The sequence below is a fragment of the Dysgonomonas sp. PF1-14 genome (genome assembly GCF_029892965.1).
Taxonomy (GTDB): Bacteria; Bacteroidota; Bacteroidia; order Bacteroidales; family Dysgonomonadaceae; genus Dysgonomonas.
Genome location: NZ_JARXWN010000002.1, coordinates 215,262 through 237,739, shown reverse-complemented (window position 1 = coordinate 237,739; position 22,478 = coordinate 215,262). Strand labels below are relative to the sequence as shown.

The window sequence follows — 22,478 nt, the reverse complement described above, 5'->3', positions numbered from 1 at the left end:
GGCAGATGATGGTCAATTATGGTTTCGGTTTGTCGAAAATGGATATAGGATATTTTTTTTGAAGGAAATTCTTGTTGGTTATAGAGTTCATGAGAAGAGCCTATCTAATATAGATCTACCTAAATAAGAATTTATGCAATCTCGTTTGGGTCTATATCTTGATATAAATCTTTTATTATTAAAACGGGAAAAAATGTATTTAGTTTATATTTTACAGAAGCTATATTGTAATGTTAAATTTAAAAGAATTGCGGAGGGTGAAAAATGGAACTATATACACAAAAAACAAATGTATTTTATTGAGTATTTCATGATTCTTTTACAGAAAGATTCTTTATATTATTTATAACTAAGAAATATGTTTATAATAATTAGAAAAATAATAAGTTTATTCTTTATAAGGCTCCCTTATATTTTAAAAGAATATTTCTTTTCTTTAAAGTATTATTCATCTTTAAAGCCTGTTAGATCCTGTTGTATAACAAAAGGAATAAACTATATTGGTAGAAAAAAAACTATTTTACCCCACCCTATAGGAATAGTAATAGGAAGAGGTGTCGTTTTAGGAGAAAATTGTGCTATATATCAAAATGTATCAATTGTCTCGAAGCAAGAATCATATCCTATTATTGGAGATAATGTGACTATATACGCGAATGCTGTTCTAATTGGTAAGATTAGAATAGGTAATAATGTGGTTATTGGGGGGAGGAGCTGTTTGTATTAAAGATATTCCTGACAATGCAATTGTTGTTGGCAATCCTGCTTATATTTTGAATAAATGAAAATAGTTAGATTAACAACTTTCTTAGATTTTGGAGGTATTGAAAGCCGATTTGTGAACTTATCTCATGTTAAGGATGATAATAATTGGCTTTTTTGTGCTATAAATAAGGGAGGGGATGCAGAAAGAAAGATAAGAAAACAGAATAAGTCAGTTTATGTTTTTGGTCTTCCCTATAAAATCCCAAGTCTTATTACTATATGGAAACTTTACATTTTTTTTTCAAAAGAGAAGCCCGATGTTGTTCATACATCTGGAGCGGAGGCAAATTTTCATGGGATATTAGCTGCGAAATTGGCCGGTGTACAAACTATTGTTTCAGAAGAAATAGGTATTCCAACACAAAGTATAGTAGCTAAGACATTTTTTAATTTTATATATAAAATATCAGATCACATTGTCGGAAATTCTAATAATGTTGTAAATTATTTAATTAAAGAGAATAAAGTTTCGTTGAAGAAAATAGCAAAAATATATAATCCAATTATATTTCCACCTATAGATATATCTAGGGAAATGCACTCGAAATTTTGTATTGTTTCCGTATCCCGTTTAGAGCCTGTTAAAAATATAAAGGATGTGTTATTGGTAATAGAAAGGCTCAATGCTGAAGGGTACAATATACATTATACGATTGTTGGTGATGGAAGTTCAAAAGAAGTCTTGGAAAATATTGTAAATAAAAATAAATTGGATGTCATTTTTGCTGGTTATCAGTCAAATCCATATCCTTTCTTTATGAATACAGATTTATTCATCCTCAACTCTTTGTCTGAAGGCTTTTCCAATTCATTAATTGAAGCGATGTTTTCAGGAACTCCATCTTTATCAACAACAGTTGGCGCTGCAGAAGAAATTATAGAAGATGGATATAATGGATGGCTGGTTCCTCCTCAAAATCAAGAGGCATTATATATAAAGATTAAACATATAATGTCTTTATCTGTAGAAGAAAGAGTGTGTGTAGGAATGAAAGGGCATGAGACGGCTCTAAAATATTCGTTAGAGGAACATATAAATCAATTAATGGATATATATGCAAAAGACTAAACTCCTCTTCATTACATGGGATAGTCCACAAACAACATATATGGAGGGGCTTTTTATGCCCATCTTTCATGAAATAACCAAATTTAAATCTCAATATGAATTTCATGTACTACAATTTACTTGGGCTAATGACGAAAGAGTATATCTAATAAAGGAGAAAGCGATATCTCTAGGTGTAATATATAATAGTTATCGCATACAACGAAAGCTTCATCCCATACTAGGTAGTTTATATACATTATGGAATGGAAGAAATGCTCTGGAAAAATATATATTTGATAATAATATTGACATTGTTATGCCGAGAAGTACTTTTCCGGCAATAATGATCAATTCATTAAACCTGAAAAAAATAAGAATTATCTTTGACGCAGATGGGTTGCCCATAGAAGAAAGAGTTGATTTTTCAAATCTGAAAAAAAATAGTCTCCAATATAGAATATTCAAAAATGCAGAAACTAAAATATTAAGATCGGCTGATGCTATAATAACAAGAACAAATAAAGCCATTGATATACATGTTAGAAATATAGGGGAAAGTTATAGGGATAAGTTCTTTAAGGTCACCAACGGTATAGATACTAATATTTTTAAGATTGACTTAAAGAAGAGAATAGAAATCAGAAATTTATTGGGTTTAGAATCAAATACGATGTTATTTGTGTATAGTGGTTCACTTGGAGCTCAATATTGTATTGAGGAAATGCTTAATATATTTGAGAAATATTTGGAACATAATGAAAAATCACAATTTTTAATTTTATCAGGAAATATATCTTATCTTAACGGTTTGATACCTGATAATATGATAGGAAATATTATTCTAAAATCAGTTTCAAATTCAGAAGTTATAGATTATTTGAATGCTGCAGATATTGCTTTTGCAATAAGAAAGCCTTTATATAGCATGATGGGTGTATCTCCAATAAAGATAGGAGAATATTTATTAGCAGGTCTGCCTGTAATTGCTTCGAAAGGAATTGGGGATACGGAAGATATTTTAAGTGATCTAGAAGGTTGTTTTATATACGATCATTCGGACACTTCAAGAGTAGAGAAGGCATGCCTGTGGTTGGAAAATGAAAAATGGGAGAGACCTAAAATTTCAACTTTTGCTAAAAGTATATTTTCTTTAAGAAAAAGTATGGAAGATTATTGTCATGTAATAGAGTATTTAAATCTATGAAAATACTATATTATACAAAATATACAAGAAAGGGTGCTAGTAGCAGATTGCGAAGTTATCAGTATTTTCCTTATTTAGAACAGATGGGTTATAATATTGAGGTTTCTCCGCTCTTTGATGATAAATACTTAAATAACATGTATGATGGGAAATCTGTAAAATTGTTAATTTTGTGGTCTTACCTAAAAAGATTTTTTTTCATACTGAAAAATATCCGAAACAAAGTAGTTTTTATAGAGTATGAGCTGTTTCCGTATCTGCCGGCTTGGACTGAATATTTACTGAAAATGTTAGGTGTTAAGTATATTGTTGACTATGATGATGCAATATTTCATAAATATGAAATGAATTCAAGTTCAATTTTTCGTTTTTTTATAGGAAGAAAAATTGATAAGGTAATGAAATATAGCTATATGGTTATTGCAGGTAATAACTATCTAGCAGAAAGAGCTCATATTGCCGGAGCAAAAAGAGTACAAGTAATACCAACTGTAATTGACCTGAACAGATACGAAATAAAAGAAAAAGAGGATGAGAGTAAATTTGTCATAGGATGGATAGGAACAAAATCTACTTTCAGATATTTATATCCTTTAAAAAATGTACTGAATAGACTAATAGAGAATTACGGCATCTATTTGAATATAGTAGGAGCAAAAGAATTGCTTGGTTTGGGTGAAAATGAAGTTCATATTGAATGGAGTGAAGAGAATGAAGTTAATTCTATTTTGACTTTTGATGTAGGAATCATGCCATTAGAAGATGGATACTGGGAAAAAGGAAAATGTGGATATAAGCTTATTCAGTATATGGGATGTGGTTTACCTGTTATAGCCTCTTCTGTTGGGGCAAATAATGATATTGTGATAAATGGTGATAGCGGATTTTTAGTGCAGGAAGAAAATGAATGGTACAAAAGATTAGAGCAATATATAATTGATCTGAGTCTACGAAAATCACATGGAATAAAAGGACGTCAATTGGTAGAGAGTAAATATTCTGTGCAAAGGCAGGTAAATAATTATATTGAAATTTATAATACAATTTTCTTAAAAAAATAGCTAATGTGTGGTATTAACGGTATAATAGTTCATAAATATGATGATTCTATCTCAGACAAAATAGAATCAATGAATACTCATATTATCCACCGGGGACCTGATGATGATGGGACTTATATAGAGAAGGGTGATACTTCTGTTGCTTTAGGAATGCGGAGACTATCAATTATTGATTTGTCAACCGGGAAACAGCCAATTAAGAATGAGAATGATGATATTATAATTGTATTTAATGGAGAAATTTATAATTATCTGGTACTGAAAAATGAGTTGTTAGAGGAGGGGAGTACATTCAATACAAATTCAGATACAGAAGTTATACTGCGTTTGTATGAACGTTATGGTATAGATTCATTTCATAGGTTAGATGGAATGTATGCTTTTGCAATTTATGATAAAAGAAATAATAAAATTATATTAGCAAGAGACTTTTTCGGAGAGAAGCCTTTGTATTATTATCAAACAGATTCTGTTTTCTATTGGGCATCCGAATTAAAAAGTATTGTAAATGTCGTAGAAAAAACAGAGTTAATTCTATCTCAGGACGCCCTGAAATTATTTTTTCAATTAACTTATATTCCAGCTCCTTATACTATATATGAAAGTGTTTATAAATTAGAGCCTAATACAGTATTAGTATTAGATTTAGTTTCGAAAGAAACCAGTAGTACTACTATATATGCTGAAAATAAGAGTGAGTATAATGATTTAAGTTGGGATAATGCTTGCAAGATATGTTTTCAAAATGTAAATGAAAGTGTGATGTCGAGAGCTATAGCGGATGTTCCTATTGGTACATTTCTTTCAGGTGGAGTTGATTCATCGATTGTCTCATGGGCTTTGGCCAATAATACTAATACTCAAATTGACACTTTTTCTATTGGATTTAAGAATAAAAAATTTGACGAATCTGAAAAAGCAAAAATAGTAGCTAAACTTATCAATAGTAATCATCATGAATTTACAATATCGGAAATTGATTTATATGAGCATATTGATGATATTCTGTTAAATTTTGATGAACCCTTTGCTGACTCATCTGCTTTAGCCACTTATTTAGTTGCACAGAAAGCTCGATCAACAGTAAAGGCAGTTCTTACAGGTGACGGTGGAGATGAAGTTTTTGGAGGGTACAATAAATATTATATTGGTAAATTTAATTCTGCCTTTACAAATATAATGCCTTCGGGGATTTTTCCTTTTTTTAAAAATATTGCTAGCCCTTTATTGAAAGTAAAAACAGACAATAGAGGTTATCGGTTTAAAATAAAAAAACTTTTAGAAGCAATCGATTACGATAGAGATTTCTATTATAAAATAATATCATTAGGGTTCTCTAGTGAAGAAGTGCTTCGACTGCTAGCTGATATCAAATTAGATAATCCTATAGATTATTATAAAAATAAGCTTAATATCAGCAACAATAATCTTCATAGCTTCAGACTGATTGATAGATTCTTAAGTTTAGAAGGAGATATGTTGGTAAAAGTTGACCGTACAAGCATGCTCGCTTCTCTGGAATGTAGATCTCCTTTTTTGAATAAAAAAATGTGGGATTTTACAAATCAATTACCTGAAAATTATTTGATAAAAGGATTCAACAAGAAGTACCTACTAAAAAAATCTTTCGAGCAATACTTTCCAACCAATTTTTTCGAACAGCCAAAACAAGGGTTTGGAGTTCCTGTTGGGGATTGGTTAAGAGAAGGGTTAAAAAATGAATTACTTGATTATATTGATGATGATTTCTTAAGAGAACAAAATATTTTTAATCAGGAATATATAAAAATAATGGTTCATAATCATATAAATAAAAAAGAAGATAATACATTTAAGGTTTGGACATTCTTTTGTTTTCAAAAATGGTATAAAAATATATATATGAAATGATATTAATAGATGTAGTATTTTTATTCTTGTTATTTATATTAGGGTTACTTATACCGACTTTTCTAAATGTTTCCCAAGAAGATAGACTTAGTCTGAAAATTTTATGGATGTACCATTTGATTTTCAGTGTGTATTATTCTTTTTTTTTGAGAGTGGACTCATATACTTACTGGGTAGAGGCAAATAATATGACCTCCGCCGAGTTTTGGGAATATATAATGAAGAGCGGAACATATTTTGTTAATGCAATAACTTATATTCCAACCAATCTTTTAGGTCTTTCCTATCTCTCTGTCACAATATTATTTTCTTTAGTAGGCTATATTGGTATGGTCTATTTTTATCAAATTGCGGTAAGATATATCCCTTATAATGTGAAAATAAAGGGGATATACCTCTTCCCATTACTGTTTTTCTTGCCAAATTTACATCTTTGGTCAGTCGCAATTGGTAAAGATTCGTTACTGTTTTTTTGTATAGGAGCGTTCGCATATAGCTTGACTGATATCAAGAAATATCTCCCATTGATGGCTTTCGCATTAATATTATCATATTTAGTCAGGCCTCATATTACTTTAATCCTGATATTTTCATTTGGATTTGTGTTTTTTATTTCGTCTCATATTTCTAAATCGAAAAGAATCTTGTTGTCAGTGCTTTTTGTTACAGTAGCACTTGTTCTGTTACCTTCTGTTATGGAGCATTTTAAACTGGACAGCTTGTCTGAAGTAGATCAGTTTAGTGATAAAACTGCAGAAAATATGGCTCAGGGAGCAGGTTCTGCGATAGATATATCATCTTATCCTTATCCACTAAAGTTTTTCTCTTTTTTATATAGACCTCTGTTCTTCGATATAAATGGCTTTGCCGCTTTGATTATATCTTTTGAGAATTTGTTGTTGTTAATACTTAGCATATATGTTATAAGGAATCATCCGATGAGGACATTTCGTTCTGCCCCTATAATTATTCAAGGGTTATTTATATTTCTTCTGGTAGGATCTCTTATATTCTGTTCATTAATGAGTAACTTAGGTATTATTATTCGTATGCGGAATATGTTTCTGCCCGGATTGCTTATTTATATCCTGTGGTCGTTCTCTTATAATGCAAAATGTAAATTGGATGGAAAAAAATAGGCATCTAATTATTACCGTCAACGTCGATTGGTTTTTCCTTTCCCATAGACTCCCTATAGCTCTTGCTGCAAAGAAGAATGGCTATGATGTTACCATTGCGGCCAGAGATACCGGAAGGAAAAATGAGATTGAACAGCATGGCTTGAAGTTTATAGATATACCATTCGACCGTTCCGGAGCGAATCCATTACACGAGTTGAAATGTGTTCATATACTCAGAAAATTATATAAACAGGAAAGCCCTGATGTTATTCATCATGTAACTCTGAAGGCCAGCTTGTTGGGAAGCCTTGCAGCGAAGCTTACGAAGAAAAAGAATGTAGTGAATGCGATAAGCGGGTTTGGATATAATTTTACCGATGAGCGGAAAGGATTGAAACAGACGGTTATCAAATCCATGATGAAGCTTGCCTTTAAAAGCAATAGTTTCCATTATATATTTCAGAATCCGAATGATGTAGATGACTTTTCCGGATTGGATTTTGCTCCTGATAATCATATTCATTTGATTAAAGGCTCGGGAGTTGATCTGAATCAGTTCTCTTATCAAAAAGAAGAAGAGAAGGATAAAGTAAGGGTAATTCTCCCTGCCCGGATTTTGTATGATAAAGGAGTGGTTGAATTTATTGAGGCAGCTAAGATTTTGAAAGAAAAGCTGGAAAATAAAGCCGAGTTTATTTTAATGGGTGATTGTGATACGCATAATCTGGCCGGAATAAAAGAAGAAGATTTAGTAAAGATGATGGCCCCCCCATATCTCATGTGGACAGGCTTTGAAAAAGATATATTCTCAGCTTTGAAGAATGCAGATATAGTTGTTCTGCCTTCATACAGAGAAGGACTACCAAAGTCCCTGATCGAAGCTTGTGCAGTAGGACGCCCTATTGTTACAACAGATACACAGGGATGCCGGGAATGCGTTCAGGATGGGTATAATGGCTTCTTAGTGCCGGTGAAGGACTATAAAGAATTGGCTGATAAAATGGATATACTGATCAATGATCGTAGTGAAAGAGAGAGAATGGGGCTGAATTCGCGTATATTGGCCGAAACTGAATTTTCCATCGAAACTGTTGTGGAAAGACATTTAGAAATTTACAATGAAATGCTTGAAAGATGAAGACAATACTAATTACCGGAGCTTACGGGTTTGTAGGTACTAATCTTGTTAACTATTTGAAAAATAGTTATACACTGTGGGCTCTCGATGTCAGACAACAGAAAGAAGGGTTATATTCCCGGTATTTCTCATGGGACGATCTGGGTTCGATCCCTTTCGATGAAGTGGATACAATCATACACCTGGCAGGGAAAGCCCATGATGTAAAAGGGACAAGTGAGGCTCAGATCTACTTCGATATAAATACAGGCTTGACCCAGAAAGTATTTGACCGGTTCCTTTCGTCCGATTCCAAAAAGTTTATCTTTTTTAGTTCTGTAAAAGCAGCCGCAGATTATGTCCCCGGTGATATATTGACTGAAGATATTATACCACATCCGGTAGGTCCTTATGGCGAAAGTAAAATAAAAGCGGAGGAATATATTCAATCGAAAGACTGGAATGATAAAAAAGTATATATATTCAGGCCATGTATGATACATGGTCCCGGTAACAAAGGAAATCTGAATCTGTTGTACAGCTTTATAAATAAAGGAATCCCCTATCCACTTGGTAGTTTCAAAAATAAAAGATCGTTTACCTCAGTCGAAAATCTGTGTTATATAATTGATGCAGTTGCAAAGGCGAATGTTGAATCAGGTATTTATAATATAGCTGATGATATTCCTTTGTCTACTAACGAATTGATAGGGCTTATTTGTCTGGGGCTAGAACGGAAACCAAGAATATGGAACATGCCGAAAAAAACAATTAATATGGTGGCAAAAATTGGGAATGTACTGCATTTACCATTAAATACAGCCCGATTGGATAAACTAACCGAAAACTATATTGTTGATAATACTAAGATAAAGTCGGCATTAGGCATCAAAGATCTTCCGGTAACATCATCTGATGGCATTATAAAAACAATAAAATCATTTAAGAATAACTAAATATTTCATGCTTTATATAGTTGTTTTCTTGTTGTTGTCAACTCTTATCCTGCTATATTTTAAGATAGCGGACAAATATAATATAGTAGATAAGCCAAATGAACGGAGTTCGCATACAGAAATAACTCTTCGGGGAGGAGGGGTGATTATCTGGTTTGCAGCTTTGATTTATTTTCTAATTCATATAAAAGCTAATTTCTTGTTTTTTACAGGAATAACCCTTATTAGTTTTATTAGTTTTTATGATGATATAAAAAGCTTACCCAGTCGTGTGAGAGCATTGGTACAACTTTTCTCTGTTGCTATAATTTTCTATGATTTGGCGATATATTCTATCTTCCCTTGGTGGGGAGTAGTTCTGGCCTTTATTATTTCTGTGGGCATTATCAATGCCTATAATTTTATGGATGGGATAAATGGAATTACGGGGTTATATTCTATTGTTGTTTTTGGTTCGTTCCTATATGTAAATAATAATGTTGTTGCATTTACCGATAGCGACTTCCTTATATTTCCTATAATTGCATGTGCAATCTTTTTATTCTTCAATTATAGAAAGAAAGCCAAGTGTTTTGCCGGAGATATAGGCAGCATATCCATTGCCTTTTGGATTATATATATATTAGTAAAACTAGTCATAACAACAAATAGTATCGCCTGGCTACTCTTCCTTGCCGTTTACGGGGTCGATTCTATATGTACTATCCTGCATAGATTGTATTTAAAACAAAATATATTTAAACCACACAGGTTACATTTTTATCAGATATTAAGTAACGAATATAAAATAGATCACCGCATTGTGGCCTTATTGTATGCTGTAGTACAAGGAATTGTTTCATTGGTTACAATAATGTTATATAGTAAAGACAATTCTGTTAATATCGTTGTTGCTTTAATTATTTTATTACCTTTGCTGTTTATATATACAGCTAAATTTATTTTGATTAGAAATGGATCCGTATATAATAAACGGTGACACGTATGGAGACAAAAGGGGGACGGTCGCGTTTGTAAACGATTTTTCATTTGAAGGTGTAGAACGATTTTACATTATTGAAAATTCGCCAGAAAATCCTATAAGAGGTTGGCAGGGGCATAAATACGATACAAAGTATTTCTATTGCATTATTGGTTCTTTTGAAGTATCTTATGTGAAAATAGATAATTGGGAAAATCCATCATCACTACTAAAAGTACAAAAAGAAATTCTGACAAAAGGTAATAGTCGGATTCTTTGTATACCGGCAGGTCATGCTAATGCCATAAAGTCACTCGAGCCCGGATCGAGGTTGATGTCTTTTTCTACCCTCCCCTTGGATGAAGTAGAGGGCGATGATGTGAGGTATGATGTAAATACCTGGCCAATTTAAGGGAATCTCTTAATAAAAGAAAGTAGAATGGTTAATAGAATTACAAGAAAAGTTTATAAAAGATTTCTTGAAAATAGATTGCTAAGTAGATGGTTTGTGTTACTAATAGATACAGGCATAATCATTGTTGCAACAGTTATTTCTTATTTTCTGACACTCCAGATATATAAAAATCTGAATATTGTTCATCACCCGGTATTTATTGAATATATGGTGTTGACGGTTTCTTTCAATGTGCTGTTTTTCATATTACTGAGAACTTATAAAGGAATAGTCCGATACTCGACTGTACATGAGTTTCAGCGGATCTTATTTTCTTTACTGTTTTCCGACTTTTTTGTGTTTATGATGCTTTACAAAGTCATAGGCCCATCTGGAAGTGTATCAGTTGCATACTGTAGTACGCTTTTTCTTGTTTCACTGTTAGGGTTATTTGGTTTTCGTATCGTTGTCGTATATGTGTACCAGAAATTATCAAGGAAGTTTGGAGATACTCCTTCTATTCCGGTATATATCTGGGGGCTTACCGAAGAAAATGTCGTGTTTGCCCAATTGTTGAGCACAGGACGAAACAAGTTCAGAATAATTGGATTCCTGACTACCAATGCAAATTCGAAGCTGAAAAAACTAACGAGCCTTCCTGTTTTTGTCTTAGAGAAGCCGGAAGATATTACCCGTTATAAATTCAGGGATATACTATTCACTGCCGAGAGCGATTTAGAAACAGAAGCCAAGTATGTAGAAAAGATGTTATCAGTGAATACACACATTTATATAACTCAGCAGGTGAATATAAACAGTGTTTCACAATTGTCTGATATAGGACGCAATATTCGTCCGGTACAAATAGAAGATTTGCTGGGTAGGCCAGAGATTAATATCAGCTTTGATATCATAGCCGAAAAAGTAAAAAATAAGACAATACTTGTAACCGGTGCAGCTGGCTCTATTGGAAGTGAGATCGTAAAACAGTTAGCTGAATTTTCGCCTCAATCCATTATTTGTCTTGATCAGGCGGAAACTCCTCTGAATGATTTGGATCTCGAATTAAAAAAGAAATATCCGAAGCTTGAATATGCTACTATTGTTGGGGATATCCGCAATCAGTCCAAAATGACTCAGGTTATAAAGAAATATCGCCCCAATGTCATATATCATGCCGCAGCTTATAAGCATGTGCCACTCATGGAAAGAGACCCGAGTGAGGCTATTATTACCAATGTTTTTGGTACCAAAATGTTGGTAGATCTGGCAATAGCCAATTCGGTGGAAATGTTTGTCATGGTGTCTACAGATAAAGCTGTAAACCCAACGAACATAATGGGTGCAACAAAACGTATTGCTGAAATCTATGTACAAAGCTGTGCGATGGATGTGCGAAAAAATACATCCAATACTAAGTTTATTACCACCCGCTTTGGTAATGTGCTGGGTAGTAACGGCTCTGTGATACCATTGTTCAGAAAGCAGATAGAAAAAGGAGGTCCGGTAACTGTGACCGATCCTGAAATTACTCGTTTTTTTATGACCATTCCCGAAGCCTGTCGTTTGGTCTTGGAGGCATCTGTGATAGGTAAGTCCGGCTATATATACGTATTCGATATGGGAGCTCCCGTAAAAATATATGATATGGCTAAGCGAATGATCGAGTTGGCTGGTCTGGTTCCGGATAAAGATATTAAGATTGAATTTTCAGGATTGCGTCCGGGCGAAAAACTGTATGAGGAACTACTGAACAACTCTGAAATAACAGAACCTACTTCACATAAGAAAATAATGATGGCTAAGGTACGCGAATATCATTTCTTTGAAATATTGCCGCAAATAGAACAGATCATTACATATGCGAGAACTGATAATAAGTATAAGCTGGTCTCAAGTATGAAGTCACTTGTTCCTGAATTTATCAGTAAAAATTCAGAGTTTGAGTCTCTGGATAAAAACAAAGTCGATTCTTCTATAGAACCTCAGATCTGGGTGTAACCCCTTAACTATTAGACTCAGTCGTGACGATTTAATATCCGCTTTATTTTACCATAGAGCGGATAAATATTTTTATATATGCAACAAAAAGAGATTATAAAAATAGCCGATGCAGTCCCTCGTTTGGAACATCTGCGTTTCGTAAGTCCTGTCAACTGGCAGATAAAAGAAGGTGAGCATTGGGCGATAATAGGCTCTAACGGGTCGGGTAAAACTTTATTGACTGATCTCTTGCTTGGCAAATATGCGCTTAAAGAAGGGGAGATAAGTTATAAGAAGGACGGGGGAGAGCAATCAGTGTCATCTGTCGTAAAAAGTGTTGCATTCAAAGATATCTACAGTATAATAGATACCCAAAATAGCTATTATCAGCAACGTTGGAATAAGGGTGATGAGCAGGAAGTTCCCTTAGTAAAAGATCTTGTCACAAAAGTTGATGCAGAATGGCTGGCGACTTTAGTAGAATGGTTTGGCATAGCTGAACTTATGGAAAAGCAGGTTAATTTATTATCCAGCGGTGAACTTCGTAAATTCCTGATAGTACGAAGCCTATTGTCTAAACCTCGCATACTGATTCTCGATAATCCGTTTATAGGATTAGATGCTGCTTCCCGTATTGTATTGAATGACTTATTTGTCCGCTTGTCCGAATTAGACAACCTGCAAATAGTACTAGTGTTATCCAACCCCCAGGATATTCCTGATATGATAACAAATGTATTACCTGTTTATCAAAAACAGTTATTAGCCCCTTTGTCAGGAAAAGAGTTTCTTGCTAATAAGGAGTTGCAGCAATTATTATTTGGATATGCAGAGACAGAAATTAGTAATATTAGTACTACCTATATTGTAGATAACGCCCAATATGAATATGCTGCCGTATTAAAAAACATACATATAAAATATGATAATCGTACAATTCTGGACAATCTGAACTGGCAGGTGAGGAGAGGGGAGAAGTGGGCATTGCTTGGAGTAAACGGCTCGGGTAAGTCCACATTGCTAAGCCTGATATGTGGGGACAATCCACAAGCTTATGCAAACGATATAACGCTCTTCGATCGCAAGCGCGGAACAGGAGAAAGTATCTGGGATATAAAAAAACGTATTGGGTATATTTCGCCCGAGATGCATCTTTATTATTTGAAAAATGTATGCTGTCTCGATGTTGTTGGTTCTGGTTTCTATGATACAATCGGATTGTATAAAAAGTATGACGAGAGACAGAGAAAAATAGCTTTGGAGTGGATGGCGCTTCTTGGCGTGGAGCAACTGAAAGATGTATCATTTCTGAACATATCGTCCGGTGAACAACGGCTGGTATTGCTTGCACGCGTATTTGTAAAGAATCCTGATCTGCTGATCCTTGACGAACCGTTACATGGATTGGATATAGCAAATAAAAGGCGGATAAAAGCATTGATAGAACATTTTTGCGGAAAAGATAAATCACTAATATACGTTACACATTATCAGGATGAGATACCTGATGTGGTCGATAAGCAACTGGTGCTGACGAAAAAGAGTCTTTGCTGATGCTGAGCAGGAGAACTATTGTTTTCCTGAAAAATATAGGCTGTATATTTTCCTTGTTTTTTCCAAATAGCAGCCTTCATACTCTCTTTTTAGCCCGATCGGTATCAATAGCTATAAATAAGCAGATACATTATTTCACGTTATATAAAAAATTACTATTTTTGAACTACAAATATAAAGAACCAACTAGTAATGATATTTCGATTTTTACTCTTATCGGATGAGGTAGAAGACTTCAAACGTGAAATTCAGATAGATGCAGATGCAACTTTTTTCGATCTGCACAAAGCGATAATCAAATCCGTCGGTTATGAAGAGGGGGAGATAACTTCGTTCTTCATTTGCAGCGACGATTGGGAGAAAGAACAGGAAATAACTTTAGTGGAAATGGATACTAGCTCTGACGAAGACTCTTACACTATGGAGGCTTCCGTATTAGGTGATTTCCTGGAAGATGAGCGTCAGAAGCTGATGTATGTATTCGATTACATGACTGAGCGTGCTTTCTTTATGGAACTGCGTGAGATCATTACCGGAAAGGACTTGTCAGAAGCCGTATGTACTAAGTCGGTAGGTAATCCGCCTGCGCAATCTGTTGATTTTGATACTATTGTTGCTACTACTGATACAATAGATACCGGAGAAAGCTTTTACGGTGACGAGGGTTATGATATGGACGAACTCGATGCCGAAGGTTTCGATGGATTGGATAACGGTTCGCTACCTAGCGACGAAGAGTATTGATGAAACAACTGATAGTACTGCTCGGCCCTACAGGAGTGGGCAAGACAGCACTAAGTATTGATCTTGCTGAATATTACAAGTCACCTATCATATCGGCCGATTCGCGTCAGTTCTTTAAAGGCCTCGAAATAGGTACGGCCGCACCTACTCCCGTACAACGATCACGCGTACCTCATTATCTGGTCGGAATGCTCAATGTTACTGACTACTATAGTGCCAGTGAATTCGAGCAGGACGCATTAAATCTTATTATACAGGAACATAAGACTCACGATACAGTAATTGCGTCGGGAGGTTCTATGCTCTATATCGATGCTTTATGCAACGGGATAGACGATGTGCCTACTATAGACGAAAACCTTCGCAAAGATGTGTATAAGCTCTATGAAGAAGAGGGACTGGAGCCTATACGGGCACAACTGAAAGCTCTCGACCCTGAATTCTATAATGAGGTAGACCTGAAGAATTATAAACGTGTAATCCATGCACTCGAAGTCTGCCTGATGACAGGAAAGCCGTATTCATCTTTTCGTACCAAAACGAAGAAACCACGCCCTTTCAAAATTATAAAGATCGGGCTGATGCGCGAACGGGAAGAGCTTTATGCCCGTATCAACCAACGAGTAGACGAAATGATAGAAGCCGGACTGTTGCAGGAGGCGGAACAGTTTTATCCCCAGCGTCACCTTAATTCACTCAATACAGTAGGTTACAAAGAGCTGTTCAAATATATAGATGGGGAATGGACGCTCGATTTTGCCATAGATAAGATAAAGCAAAATTCACGTATATATTCTCGTAAACAAATGACATGGTTTAAGCGTGATGAAGAAATACACTGGATAAACCTGTCGGAGACGAATGACAGGGACGCATTAAACCAAATAATAGAAATTAAGTCAAATTTGTATTAAATAATAAATTCATTGTTAAATCGAGAGATATTAGCTATTTTTGATTACATTTTAAAACCAAAAATTATGAAAACAAAGCTATGCAAGTTATTGATGGTGTCGGTTGTAGCTATTTTTGCTGTCGGATTCACCGGATGTACTAAAGAGTATTATACAGAGGAGTATATAACAGAAGAGTATTATGAAGGAGCTTTTGTCCTTCGCGAGTATTATCAACCTACATCTTCAGATTGGACTTGGGATCCAGATCTTCGTTGCTTTGTCTATTATGAAGCAATTCCGGAACTTACACAAAAGATATATGATGATGGTGCGATGACGGCAACCGTTTTTGTAGATCCGGGAACATCTGATGAAGTTCAGCATATTTTGCCTTTTGTTCATACATATGAAGTCCCTGTAACAGGTGGTGGCACTGCCATATATACAGAAACCATAAGCTGTACATTCAAGCCCGGTGGTGTTTGGTTTACTATTCAGGCTTCAGACTTGGTAGAAGACCCTGCCGTATTGTTCGATTACGATTTTAAAATCGCTATTTTCTGGGATGAATAACTTGAGAGATTTTTGATATAAGAAAAACAGACATAAGCCCTATGTCTGTTTTTTTATTACCTTAGCTATATGAAACGCGGACACGCCGATTTACCACTTCATTACGGAACAGTACCCCCTTGGTTGGCTCAACGTATGAGCTTGCTTGGCGGAGCGATTGTGGAAGCTATCGTAGCAGAATACGGGCGTTCGGCACTGTTGCAGCGGCTGAGCGATCCGTTCTGGTTCCAGTCGTTAGGCTGTGTGCTAGGCATGGACTGGCATTCGTCGGGTATCACTACTTCTGTGATGAATGCTTTGAAGAAAGCTATAAATAAACGATCGGGCGAACTGGGAGTATATGTTTGTGGCGGACGGGGAAAATCGTCACGCCAGACTCCGGCCGAATTGTTGGAAATAGCTAATAAGACGGGACTCGATGGCGAAGATCTGGTAAGAAGCAGTAAATTATCCGCTAAAGTAGACAATACCGCTGTTCAGGATGGATTTCAGCTTTATCTGCATTCGTTCGTAGTAACTCTAGAAGGCGAATGGACAGTGATTCAACAAGGTATGAACGGTGATAGCCGCATGGCAAGGCGTTATCACTGGTTGTCGTCTTCGCTGCGTTCTTTTATGGAAGAACCGCATACATCTGTTTGTGGTAAAAATCAAGGTCTGATACTTAATCTGACAGATATAGAAGCTGACCGTACAAAAAACGGAATACTGGAATTGACAAAGGAAATTCCCGATACGCTGATGAAAGAGGTGTCTCTTATCTTACCAAACCACCATGATGTGAGAAAAGAAGATGTAAATCTCAAACGGTTGGGGGCTGCTCTGATACTGGCGCATGAAACGAATGTAGCCGATATAGAATCATTACTTTTATTGGAAGGTGTAGGACCACGCACATTGCAGTCTCTGACACTGGTGAGTGAGGTTATACATGGCACTCCATCGCGGTTTTCCGATCCGGCACGCTTCTCGTTTGCGCATGGAGGAAAAGACGGACATCCGTTCCCTGTGCCTACACGGGTATATGACGAGACTATCGAGATATTCGACAAGGCTATTCATCAGGCGAAACTGGGCGATAAAGATAAATCGGATGCTTTGAAGAACCTCTCAAAAATATCGCAGGATATAGAGAAAGGATATACACCAAATAATTACTTCGACGACCTTGTACAGCATGAGCGCAATACCTCGTATAAATATGATGGCAAGACCGTATTCGGAGATGCAAAGAAACCCAAAGATACAGGTACACAACTAAAGCTCTGGGACTGATACCTAAATTATTTATAAGCCTATTTAAGTTTTACCAAAGCCAAATAGTTCTGCTCTAACATAATCAGGCAAATATTTACCATTGCCACTATTATTCCGTACTTTTGCACCAGTAATAAAATACATAATCAAATGCTCATAGCCAAAAAGCTAAAAGAAGAGAATATTAGCGAATATCTGCTCTATATGTGGCAGGTAGAAGACCTGATACGCACCAACGGATTGGATATAGATAAGATAGATGCATTAATTGTTTCGCGCTTCGACCAGCCTGAAAATGTAAAAGCTGAGATAAAAGAATGGTACGGGAGTCTGATAGAAATGATGCGGTGCGAAGGAGTAACCGAAAAAGGGCATCTCATAATAAATAAGAATGTAATTGCCGATCTTACCGATCTGCATACCCGCCTGCTGAAATCTGCGAATCAGTCCGATTACTCAGATGCTTACTACAAAACATTACCTTTTATTGTCGAACTTAGGGCTAAATCGCCGGACAAGGATATTCCCGAACTGGAGACTTGTTTTGCAGCATTGTATGGTTATCTGTTGATGCGGCTACAAAAGAAGGAAGTATCGGGTGAAACACAGGCAGCCATATCACAGATATCATCATTGCTTCGCCTGCTTTCGCAAAAGTATAAGAGCGAAAAGGGGGGTAAGCTGGATATCTGATCCTAGTGTTTATGCTTTTTGTCCCAGATGCGTCTGCGTATCAGCAAATCACCAATCAGCAGAAATAATGCGACACACGCAATAGATAATATCATAGGATCGATTTTCATATCGGGCATGCTTGTATTAACAGATGGCAGATCTGCTTTGAAGCTAATTCCGAAAAGCCAGAATATAAATGCAGGTATCCCCAACATAGCCAATACACCACCTGTCATGGCAGATATGGATAGCCATTTTTTCTTTCGAGACTGTTTTGCAGCTATATGATGAACCTGCTGCATCAGTCTGCTTCCAAAGCCGGCAGAAGGTTGTTCGATGTTTATTTCCTGAAATAAACTCCTTAGTTTGTCATTATCGTCTGTTATCATTGCTGTATGAGTTTATTTATTTCAAAGTTCATAAATTTTCTTATCCTGTGCAACTTTACTTTCACATTAGCTATAGAATTACCCGTAATTTGGCTGATATCCTGCACGCTGTGATTATTCATATAGAACATGGTGATAAGAAGAGCATCATCGGGGGACATCTTTTTCAGTACCGTATCCAGATGCTTTAACTTATCTTCTGTGCTTACCTCATCTATTGTATCGGATATATCGTCGGCAATATTAGAGAAATGATCTTCTATGGCAGTAAATTCATGTTTTCGTTTGCGCAGTTCCGATATTGTAGTATTGTATGTTATGCGATATAGCCAGGTTGCAAACCCCGACTCTTCGCGAAATTTATCTAAAGCCTGAAAAGCTTTTATAAATACCTCCTGTGCAATATCTTCAGCATCGGCCTGAGAGAAAACGATCTTGCGGACAATGGTAAATACCATTCTCTCATATCGGCGGACAATGTGCACAAAGGCATCGGTATGACCGTTTTTGATTTGCTTTATATAATAGATATCGTCAAAATCTGCCATACTCGTATGACGCAACAGGGTTGGATAGGTTACAAAAATAGATGTAAATTATTTCAGTAAAAATTTTTCTGCACAATTTGTAACCTTTGTAGAGGTGCTGCGTCAAAATGAGCAAAGAGACAAAAAACGAAATGTATAACTTAAAAAATTAAAGATATGGATAATTTAGCACCAGTTCTGGCAACCGGAATCGTATTTCTTGCCATCTATAAAATCTTCGAATTGTTTGTAAGACGTGGCGAAAGAATGGCTATGATAGAAAAGCTATCAAGCGGAATAGACCCACAAATACTCAGTCAACAGTTTAAAGCGCCTTTATACAATAATAGCAATTTCAACTTCTGGTCAATACGTATAGGACTTCTACTTTTAGGGATCGGTCTTGGACTTGCCATTGCCACAATCATAGACCTTTTCGCAGTTTCTCAGGCAGGCAACGGATTCAGTATCGACCGCGAATTCCGCAATACTACTGCAATTCTCTACCCTGCTCTATCAGCTGTATTCGGAGGTATAGGACTAGTAATAGCCTATTTTGTGGAAAGAAAGGATGAGAGAAAAAATAAGTCTTTGGACAACAAGGTGTAACCCAATGCGGATGTATTAACAGAATGCCGTATTCTGTATAGCGTACGGCATTCTTATGATTCTACTTGTTACTTCCGGAATTCTTATATCTCACCAATGCCTCGAGAAAATAATAGTCCGCATATACCAGTGGCTTATCTATTTCCGACTTGTGCGGAATACTACCAACACAATGCTTTATAATAAAATCGGCATTAGTGCCTAACTCTGCCCTGTATGCAGGAGAAGCAAGGCTATGCAGCATTTTCTCAGCCTTATCGGCATAACTTTTGTCACCCGACAATTCCGCCAGTTCGAATAACGCCGAACAAACGATAGCTCCCGCAGAAGCATCTCGCAATGGTTCTTTATATTCGGTTGCATACGATCTGTTACCCGGTACATATCCATCCTGTCCTACATTGAAATCCCACAGAGGTATCAAGTCTTCGGGCAGATCTTTCAAATAGAGGTCTGTAGCCTTTACTGCTGCTTCCAGATACTTTTTATCCTTAGTTTCCCTGTATGTCATCGTGAAGCCGTAGATAGCCCACGCCTGTCCGCGCGACCATGTAGAGTTGTCGCTATAACCCTGTGCCGTAGCTCTGTCAATGACTGCTCCTGTTATAGGATCGTAGGCAACTACATGATAAGTGCTGAAATCGTCTCTGAACTGATTCTTCAATGTAGCGTCGGCATGAGATACAGCTATGTCATAAAATTTCTTGTTACCCGTAACCCTTGAAGCATAGAATAGCATCTCCAGATTCATCATATTATCTATGATAACCGGATAAGAAGATTCGACACGATCGTCCCACGACTTAAACCGGTTCCACGATTTGATCACACGAGTGGTATCGCTGAAACGGGTTGACAACGAACCGGCACTTTCTTCCAGTATTGTCTTATACTCGGGCTTAGGAGCAAGACGTTCGGCATTGCCATAGCTGCAATACATCATAAAGCCCAGATCGTGATGTCCTGTAAATGTTTTCAATGGCTCTAACGATGTTGTCCACTTCTCTGCTGCTTCTTTCCATTTGCTTTCGCCTGTAAGCTCATACAGATACCATAGCGATCCGGGAAAGAAACCGGGTGTCCAATCGTACATATTCGTTACCGCCAATGATCCGTCATCTTTCATTGTTCGGGGATAGTTCTCACCTGTTGGTTCACCTACTGCCTGCAACATAAGGTCGGTCTGTGCTGTAGCAAATGAGACATTCTCTTTTATAAAATTTTCTTTCTCCGCTGCCTTATCGGGCGATACCTTACAAGAGGTAATCACTGATACCATCAGTAGCATACATGCAAATGTCTTTAGGGCTGATTTCATCTTTATTTGGTTTAATAATTACTATTTCTTTATTGACTCATGATAATCTTTCGGGAAAGGCTGCCCCGACCATGCTTTGCGTGATGTCCAGTCTTCTGCCGGTGATGTCCAGAAATCATGGTCTGCCGATAAACCCAATGGGAGGAATACAAGCGATGTGATATACAAACTTCCGGTATTTGTATAATAATCTGCCAGATCGGGCTGATGTCCTACAAATCCCAATTGTAAAAATCCTTCTTTATTGAAGTTGCCTTCCATTGCAAACATCCTCTTCATTACAGAGGTCAGCGCATTTCTTACTTGCCCGTTCGTCATTTTATCAGGCACTCCGTATTTCCATGCCGACAAAGCCATTGTCTGAAAAGCACCCATACGGTATGTCATAGATCGCCCTACAGCCGGAAATGTAGCTTCGGGTGAAATAAGCCGTTCGAGCAACTGATTGTATCGCTGCATACGCCTGAGCGCAAGGTCGAAGCTGATCGGACTGTGTTTTTTCTTTTGACTCATTGCTTCTGTTATCTCTACAAGCATAGGATGCATTACATATCCGTTATAGTAGTCCAATGAATACTCAGTTCCGTCGGCATACCATCCGTCACTCAAATACCATTCGTCCAGCTTACGTATAGCTACATCAAGAGCAAAACCGTCATATTCCTCCCCTATCGAGAGAAAAAAGCCTTCGATCATTGCACGAAACAGTATCCAGTTGTTGTATGGAGGGCGTATTTTTCTTAGCTCCCTAAACTCTTTTATATACCGTTGCTTTGTGGTTTCGTCCAGAGGCTCCCACAATGCTTCGGGTGCACGCATAAAACTATTGGCTATGTATGCCGCATCTACCAATGTCTGATTTACTCCTTTCCATTGCAAATAATCGGGACTGGCAGGATCAACTGCATTCGCATAGCTTTTCAGTGCCCATTCTTTCAATTGTTTGCGCTGCTTACCCTCCGTTGTATTATCATCCGGAAGTGCCAGCCAAGGGGAAACTCCGGCCATCAAGCGACCGAAAGCTTCTGTATAAGTTACATTCTCGTTTCGTCCGTCCCATGTAGGGCTTAGTTCTACCGTCATGTTTTTTTTCAACTCGCCTTTACTCATATTACTCAGTACGGGTGCGGATATCTTATATGCAAGATCTGCCCAATATTGCCTGTCGGATATTTCTTTAGCAATGTTGTTCTTTTGTCCGTAAAGACCAGTATAGATAAAGATTGCCAGAAAAAATAACAGGGGCTTGGATAAAGATGTTCTCATAATATAAATTGGTTTTGGATTTAAGTCCGGCATTTATTAGAATCTGTAATAAAATATTTTGGTAAAATTTAAACAGACTCTTAGTTAACCATAATGGTCAATATCCTGTAAAGATAGTCTTTTCCTTATATAAAACAGAAAGGGTGAATACATTTTCACCCTTTCGC

The 22,478-nt window shown here is 36.5% G+C and carries 22 protein-coding genes; 18 read left to right on the top strand and 4 right to left on the bottom strand.

What is annotated here, in order from left to right:
- Window positions 1–358: 358 nt before the first annotated feature.
- The 17 genes from M2448_RS03375 to M2448_RS03295 all read left to right on the top strand — a co-directional run bounded on the left by M2448_RS03375 (window position 359) and on the right by M2448_RS03295 (window position 18,220).
- On the top strand, window positions 359–727 hold the full coding sequence (locus tag M2448_RS03375; RefSeq protein WP_280644873.1) for a hypothetical protein: 369 nt from the start codon (window positions 359–361) through the stop codon (window positions 725–727).
- A 54-nt stretch (window positions 728–781) separates the two neighbouring features.
- Entirely contained in the window at window positions 782–1,834 is a 1,053-nt protein-coding gene (locus tag M2448_RS03370) for a glycosyltransferase (protein WP_280644872.1), read from the top strand.
- Entirely contained in the window at window positions 1,821–3,020 is a 1,200-nt protein-coding gene (locus M2448_RS03365; RefSeq protein ID WP_280644871.1) for a glycosyltransferase, read from the top strand. The genes M2448_RS03370 and M2448_RS03365 overlap by 14 nt, the downstream gene beginning before the upstream one ends.
- A complete protein-coding gene (locus M2448_RS03360) occupies window positions 3,017–4,081 on the top strand; it encodes a glycosyltransferase family 4 protein (protein WP_280644870.1) in 1,065 nt (354 codons plus the stop codon). Before M2448_RS03365 ends, M2448_RS03360 begins: the two co-directional genes overlap by 4 nt.
- 3 nt (window positions 4,082–4,084) lie before the next feature.
- Entirely contained in the window at window positions 4,085–5,971 is a 1,887-nt protein-coding gene (asnB, locus tag M2448_RS03355) for an asparagine synthase (glutamine-hydrolyzing) (RefSeq protein ID WP_280644869.1), read from the top strand.
- Window positions 5,968–7,110, top strand: coding sequence for a hypothetical protein (locus tag M2448_RS03350; protein ID WP_280644868.1), 1,143 nt, complete (start codon window positions 5,968–5,970; stop codon window positions 7,108–7,110). Before asnB ends, M2448_RS03350 begins: the two co-directional genes overlap by 4 nt.
- Complete coding sequence (locus M2448_RS03345; protein ID WP_280644867.1) at window positions 7,097–8,230, top strand: glycosyltransferase family 4 protein; 1,134 nt, start codon at window positions 7,097–7,099, stop codon at window positions 8,228–8,230. Before M2448_RS03350 ends, M2448_RS03345 begins: the two co-directional genes overlap by 14 nt.
- Window positions 8,227–9,165 carry an NAD-dependent epimerase/dehydratase family protein gene (locus M2448_RS03340; RefSeq protein WP_280644866.1) on the top strand — a complete coding sequence of 313 codons (939 nt, stop codon included), beginning with the start codon at window positions 8,227–8,229 and terminating at the stop codon, window positions 9,163–9,165. The genes M2448_RS03345 and M2448_RS03340 overlap by 4 nt, the downstream gene beginning before the upstream one ends.
- A 7-nt stretch (window positions 9,166–9,172) precedes the next feature.
- The gene (locus M2448_RS03335) at window positions 9,173–10,144 is read left to right on the top strand and encodes a glycosyltransferase family 4 protein (protein WP_280644865.1); all 972 of its coding nucleotides are present in this window, start codon (window positions 9,173–9,175) and stop codon (window positions 10,142–10,144) included.
- Complete coding sequence (locus tag M2448_RS03330) at window positions 10,119–10,538, top strand: WxcM-like domain-containing protein (RefSeq protein WP_280644864.1); 420 nt, start codon at window positions 10,119–10,121, stop codon at window positions 10,536–10,538. Before M2448_RS03335 ends, M2448_RS03330 begins: the two co-directional genes overlap by 26 nt.
- Window positions 10,539–10,634: 96 nt before the next feature.
- Window positions 10,635–12,521, top strand: coding sequence for a nucleoside-diphosphate sugar epimerase/dehydratase (locus tag M2448_RS03325; RefSeq protein WP_280644863.1), 1,887 nt, complete (start codon window positions 10,635–10,637; stop codon window positions 12,519–12,521).
- Window positions 12,522–12,599: 78 nt separating this feature from the next.
- A complete protein-coding gene (locus tag M2448_RS03320; protein ID WP_280644862.1) occupies window positions 12,600–14,057 on the top strand; it encodes an ATP-binding cassette domain-containing protein in 1,458 nt (485 codons plus the stop codon).
- Between the two features lie 192 nt (window positions 14,058–14,249).
- A complete protein-coding gene (locus tag M2448_RS03315) occupies window positions 14,250–14,801 on the top strand; it encodes a hypothetical protein (protein ID WP_280644861.1) in 552 nt (183 codons plus the stop codon).
- Entirely contained in the window at window positions 14,801–15,715 is a 915-nt protein-coding gene (gene miaA / locus M2448_RS03310) for a tRNA (adenosine(37)-N6)-dimethylallyltransferase MiaA (protein ID WP_280644860.1), read from the top strand. Before M2448_RS03315 ends, miaA begins: the two co-directional genes overlap by 1 nt.
- A 66-nt stretch (window positions 15,716–15,781) precedes the next feature.
- Window positions 15,782–16,270: a hypothetical protein gene (locus M2448_RS03305; RefSeq protein WP_280644859.1), complete on the top strand. Its 489-nt coding sequence runs from the start codon at window positions 15,782–15,784 to the stop codon at window positions 16,268–16,270.
- 69 nt (window positions 16,271–16,339) lie between these two features.
- Window positions 16,340–17,545, top strand: coding sequence for a DUF763 domain-containing protein (locus tag M2448_RS03300; RefSeq protein WP_280644858.1), 1,206 nt, complete (start codon window positions 16,340–16,342; stop codon window positions 17,543–17,545).
- 132 nt (window positions 17,546–17,677) lie between these two features.
- The gene (locus M2448_RS03295) at window positions 17,678–18,220 is read left to right on the top strand and encodes a DUF4924 family protein (protein WP_280644857.1); all 543 of its coding nucleotides are present in this window, start codon (window positions 17,678–17,680) and stop codon (window positions 18,218–18,220) included.
- 2 nt (window positions 18,221–18,222) lie between these two features.
- On the opposite strand, the gene M2448_RS03290 is transcribed toward M2448_RS03295, so the two are convergent.
- Window positions 18,223–18,591: a hypothetical protein gene (locus tag M2448_RS03290; RefSeq protein WP_280644856.1), complete on the bottom strand. Its 369-nt coding sequence runs from the start codon at window positions 18,589–18,591 to the stop codon at window positions 18,223–18,225.
- A complete protein-coding gene (locus M2448_RS03285; RefSeq protein ID WP_280644855.1) occupies window positions 18,588–19,139 on the bottom strand; it encodes a sigma-70 family RNA polymerase sigma factor in 552 nt (183 codons plus the stop codon). The genes M2448_RS03290 and M2448_RS03285 overlap by 4 nt, the downstream gene beginning before the upstream one ends.
- 156 nt (window positions 19,140–19,295) lie before the next feature.
- Between M2448_RS03285 and M2448_RS03280 the strand changes: the two genes are divergently transcribed.
- On the top strand, window positions 19,296–19,727 hold the full coding sequence (locus M2448_RS03280) for a DUF6249 domain-containing protein (RefSeq protein WP_280644854.1): 432 nt from the start codon (window positions 19,296–19,298) through the stop codon (window positions 19,725–19,727).
- A 61-nt stretch (window positions 19,728–19,788) separates the two neighbouring features.
- Here M2448_RS03280 and M2448_RS03275 read toward each other — a convergent pair whose 3' ends face one another.
- Complete coding sequence (locus M2448_RS03275) at window positions 19,789–21,045, bottom strand: glycoside hydrolase family 88 protein (protein WP_280644853.1); 1,257 nt, start codon at window positions 21,043–21,045, stop codon at window positions 19,789–19,791.
- A gap of 21 nt (window positions 21,046–21,066) precedes the next feature.
- Window positions 21,067–22,311 carry a DUF2264 domain-containing protein gene (locus tag M2448_RS03270; RefSeq protein WP_280644852.1) on the bottom strand — a complete coding sequence of 415 codons (1,245 nt, stop codon included), beginning with the start codon at window positions 22,309–22,311 and terminating at the stop codon, window positions 21,067–21,069.
- Window positions 22,312–22,478: the final 167 nt, after the last annotated feature.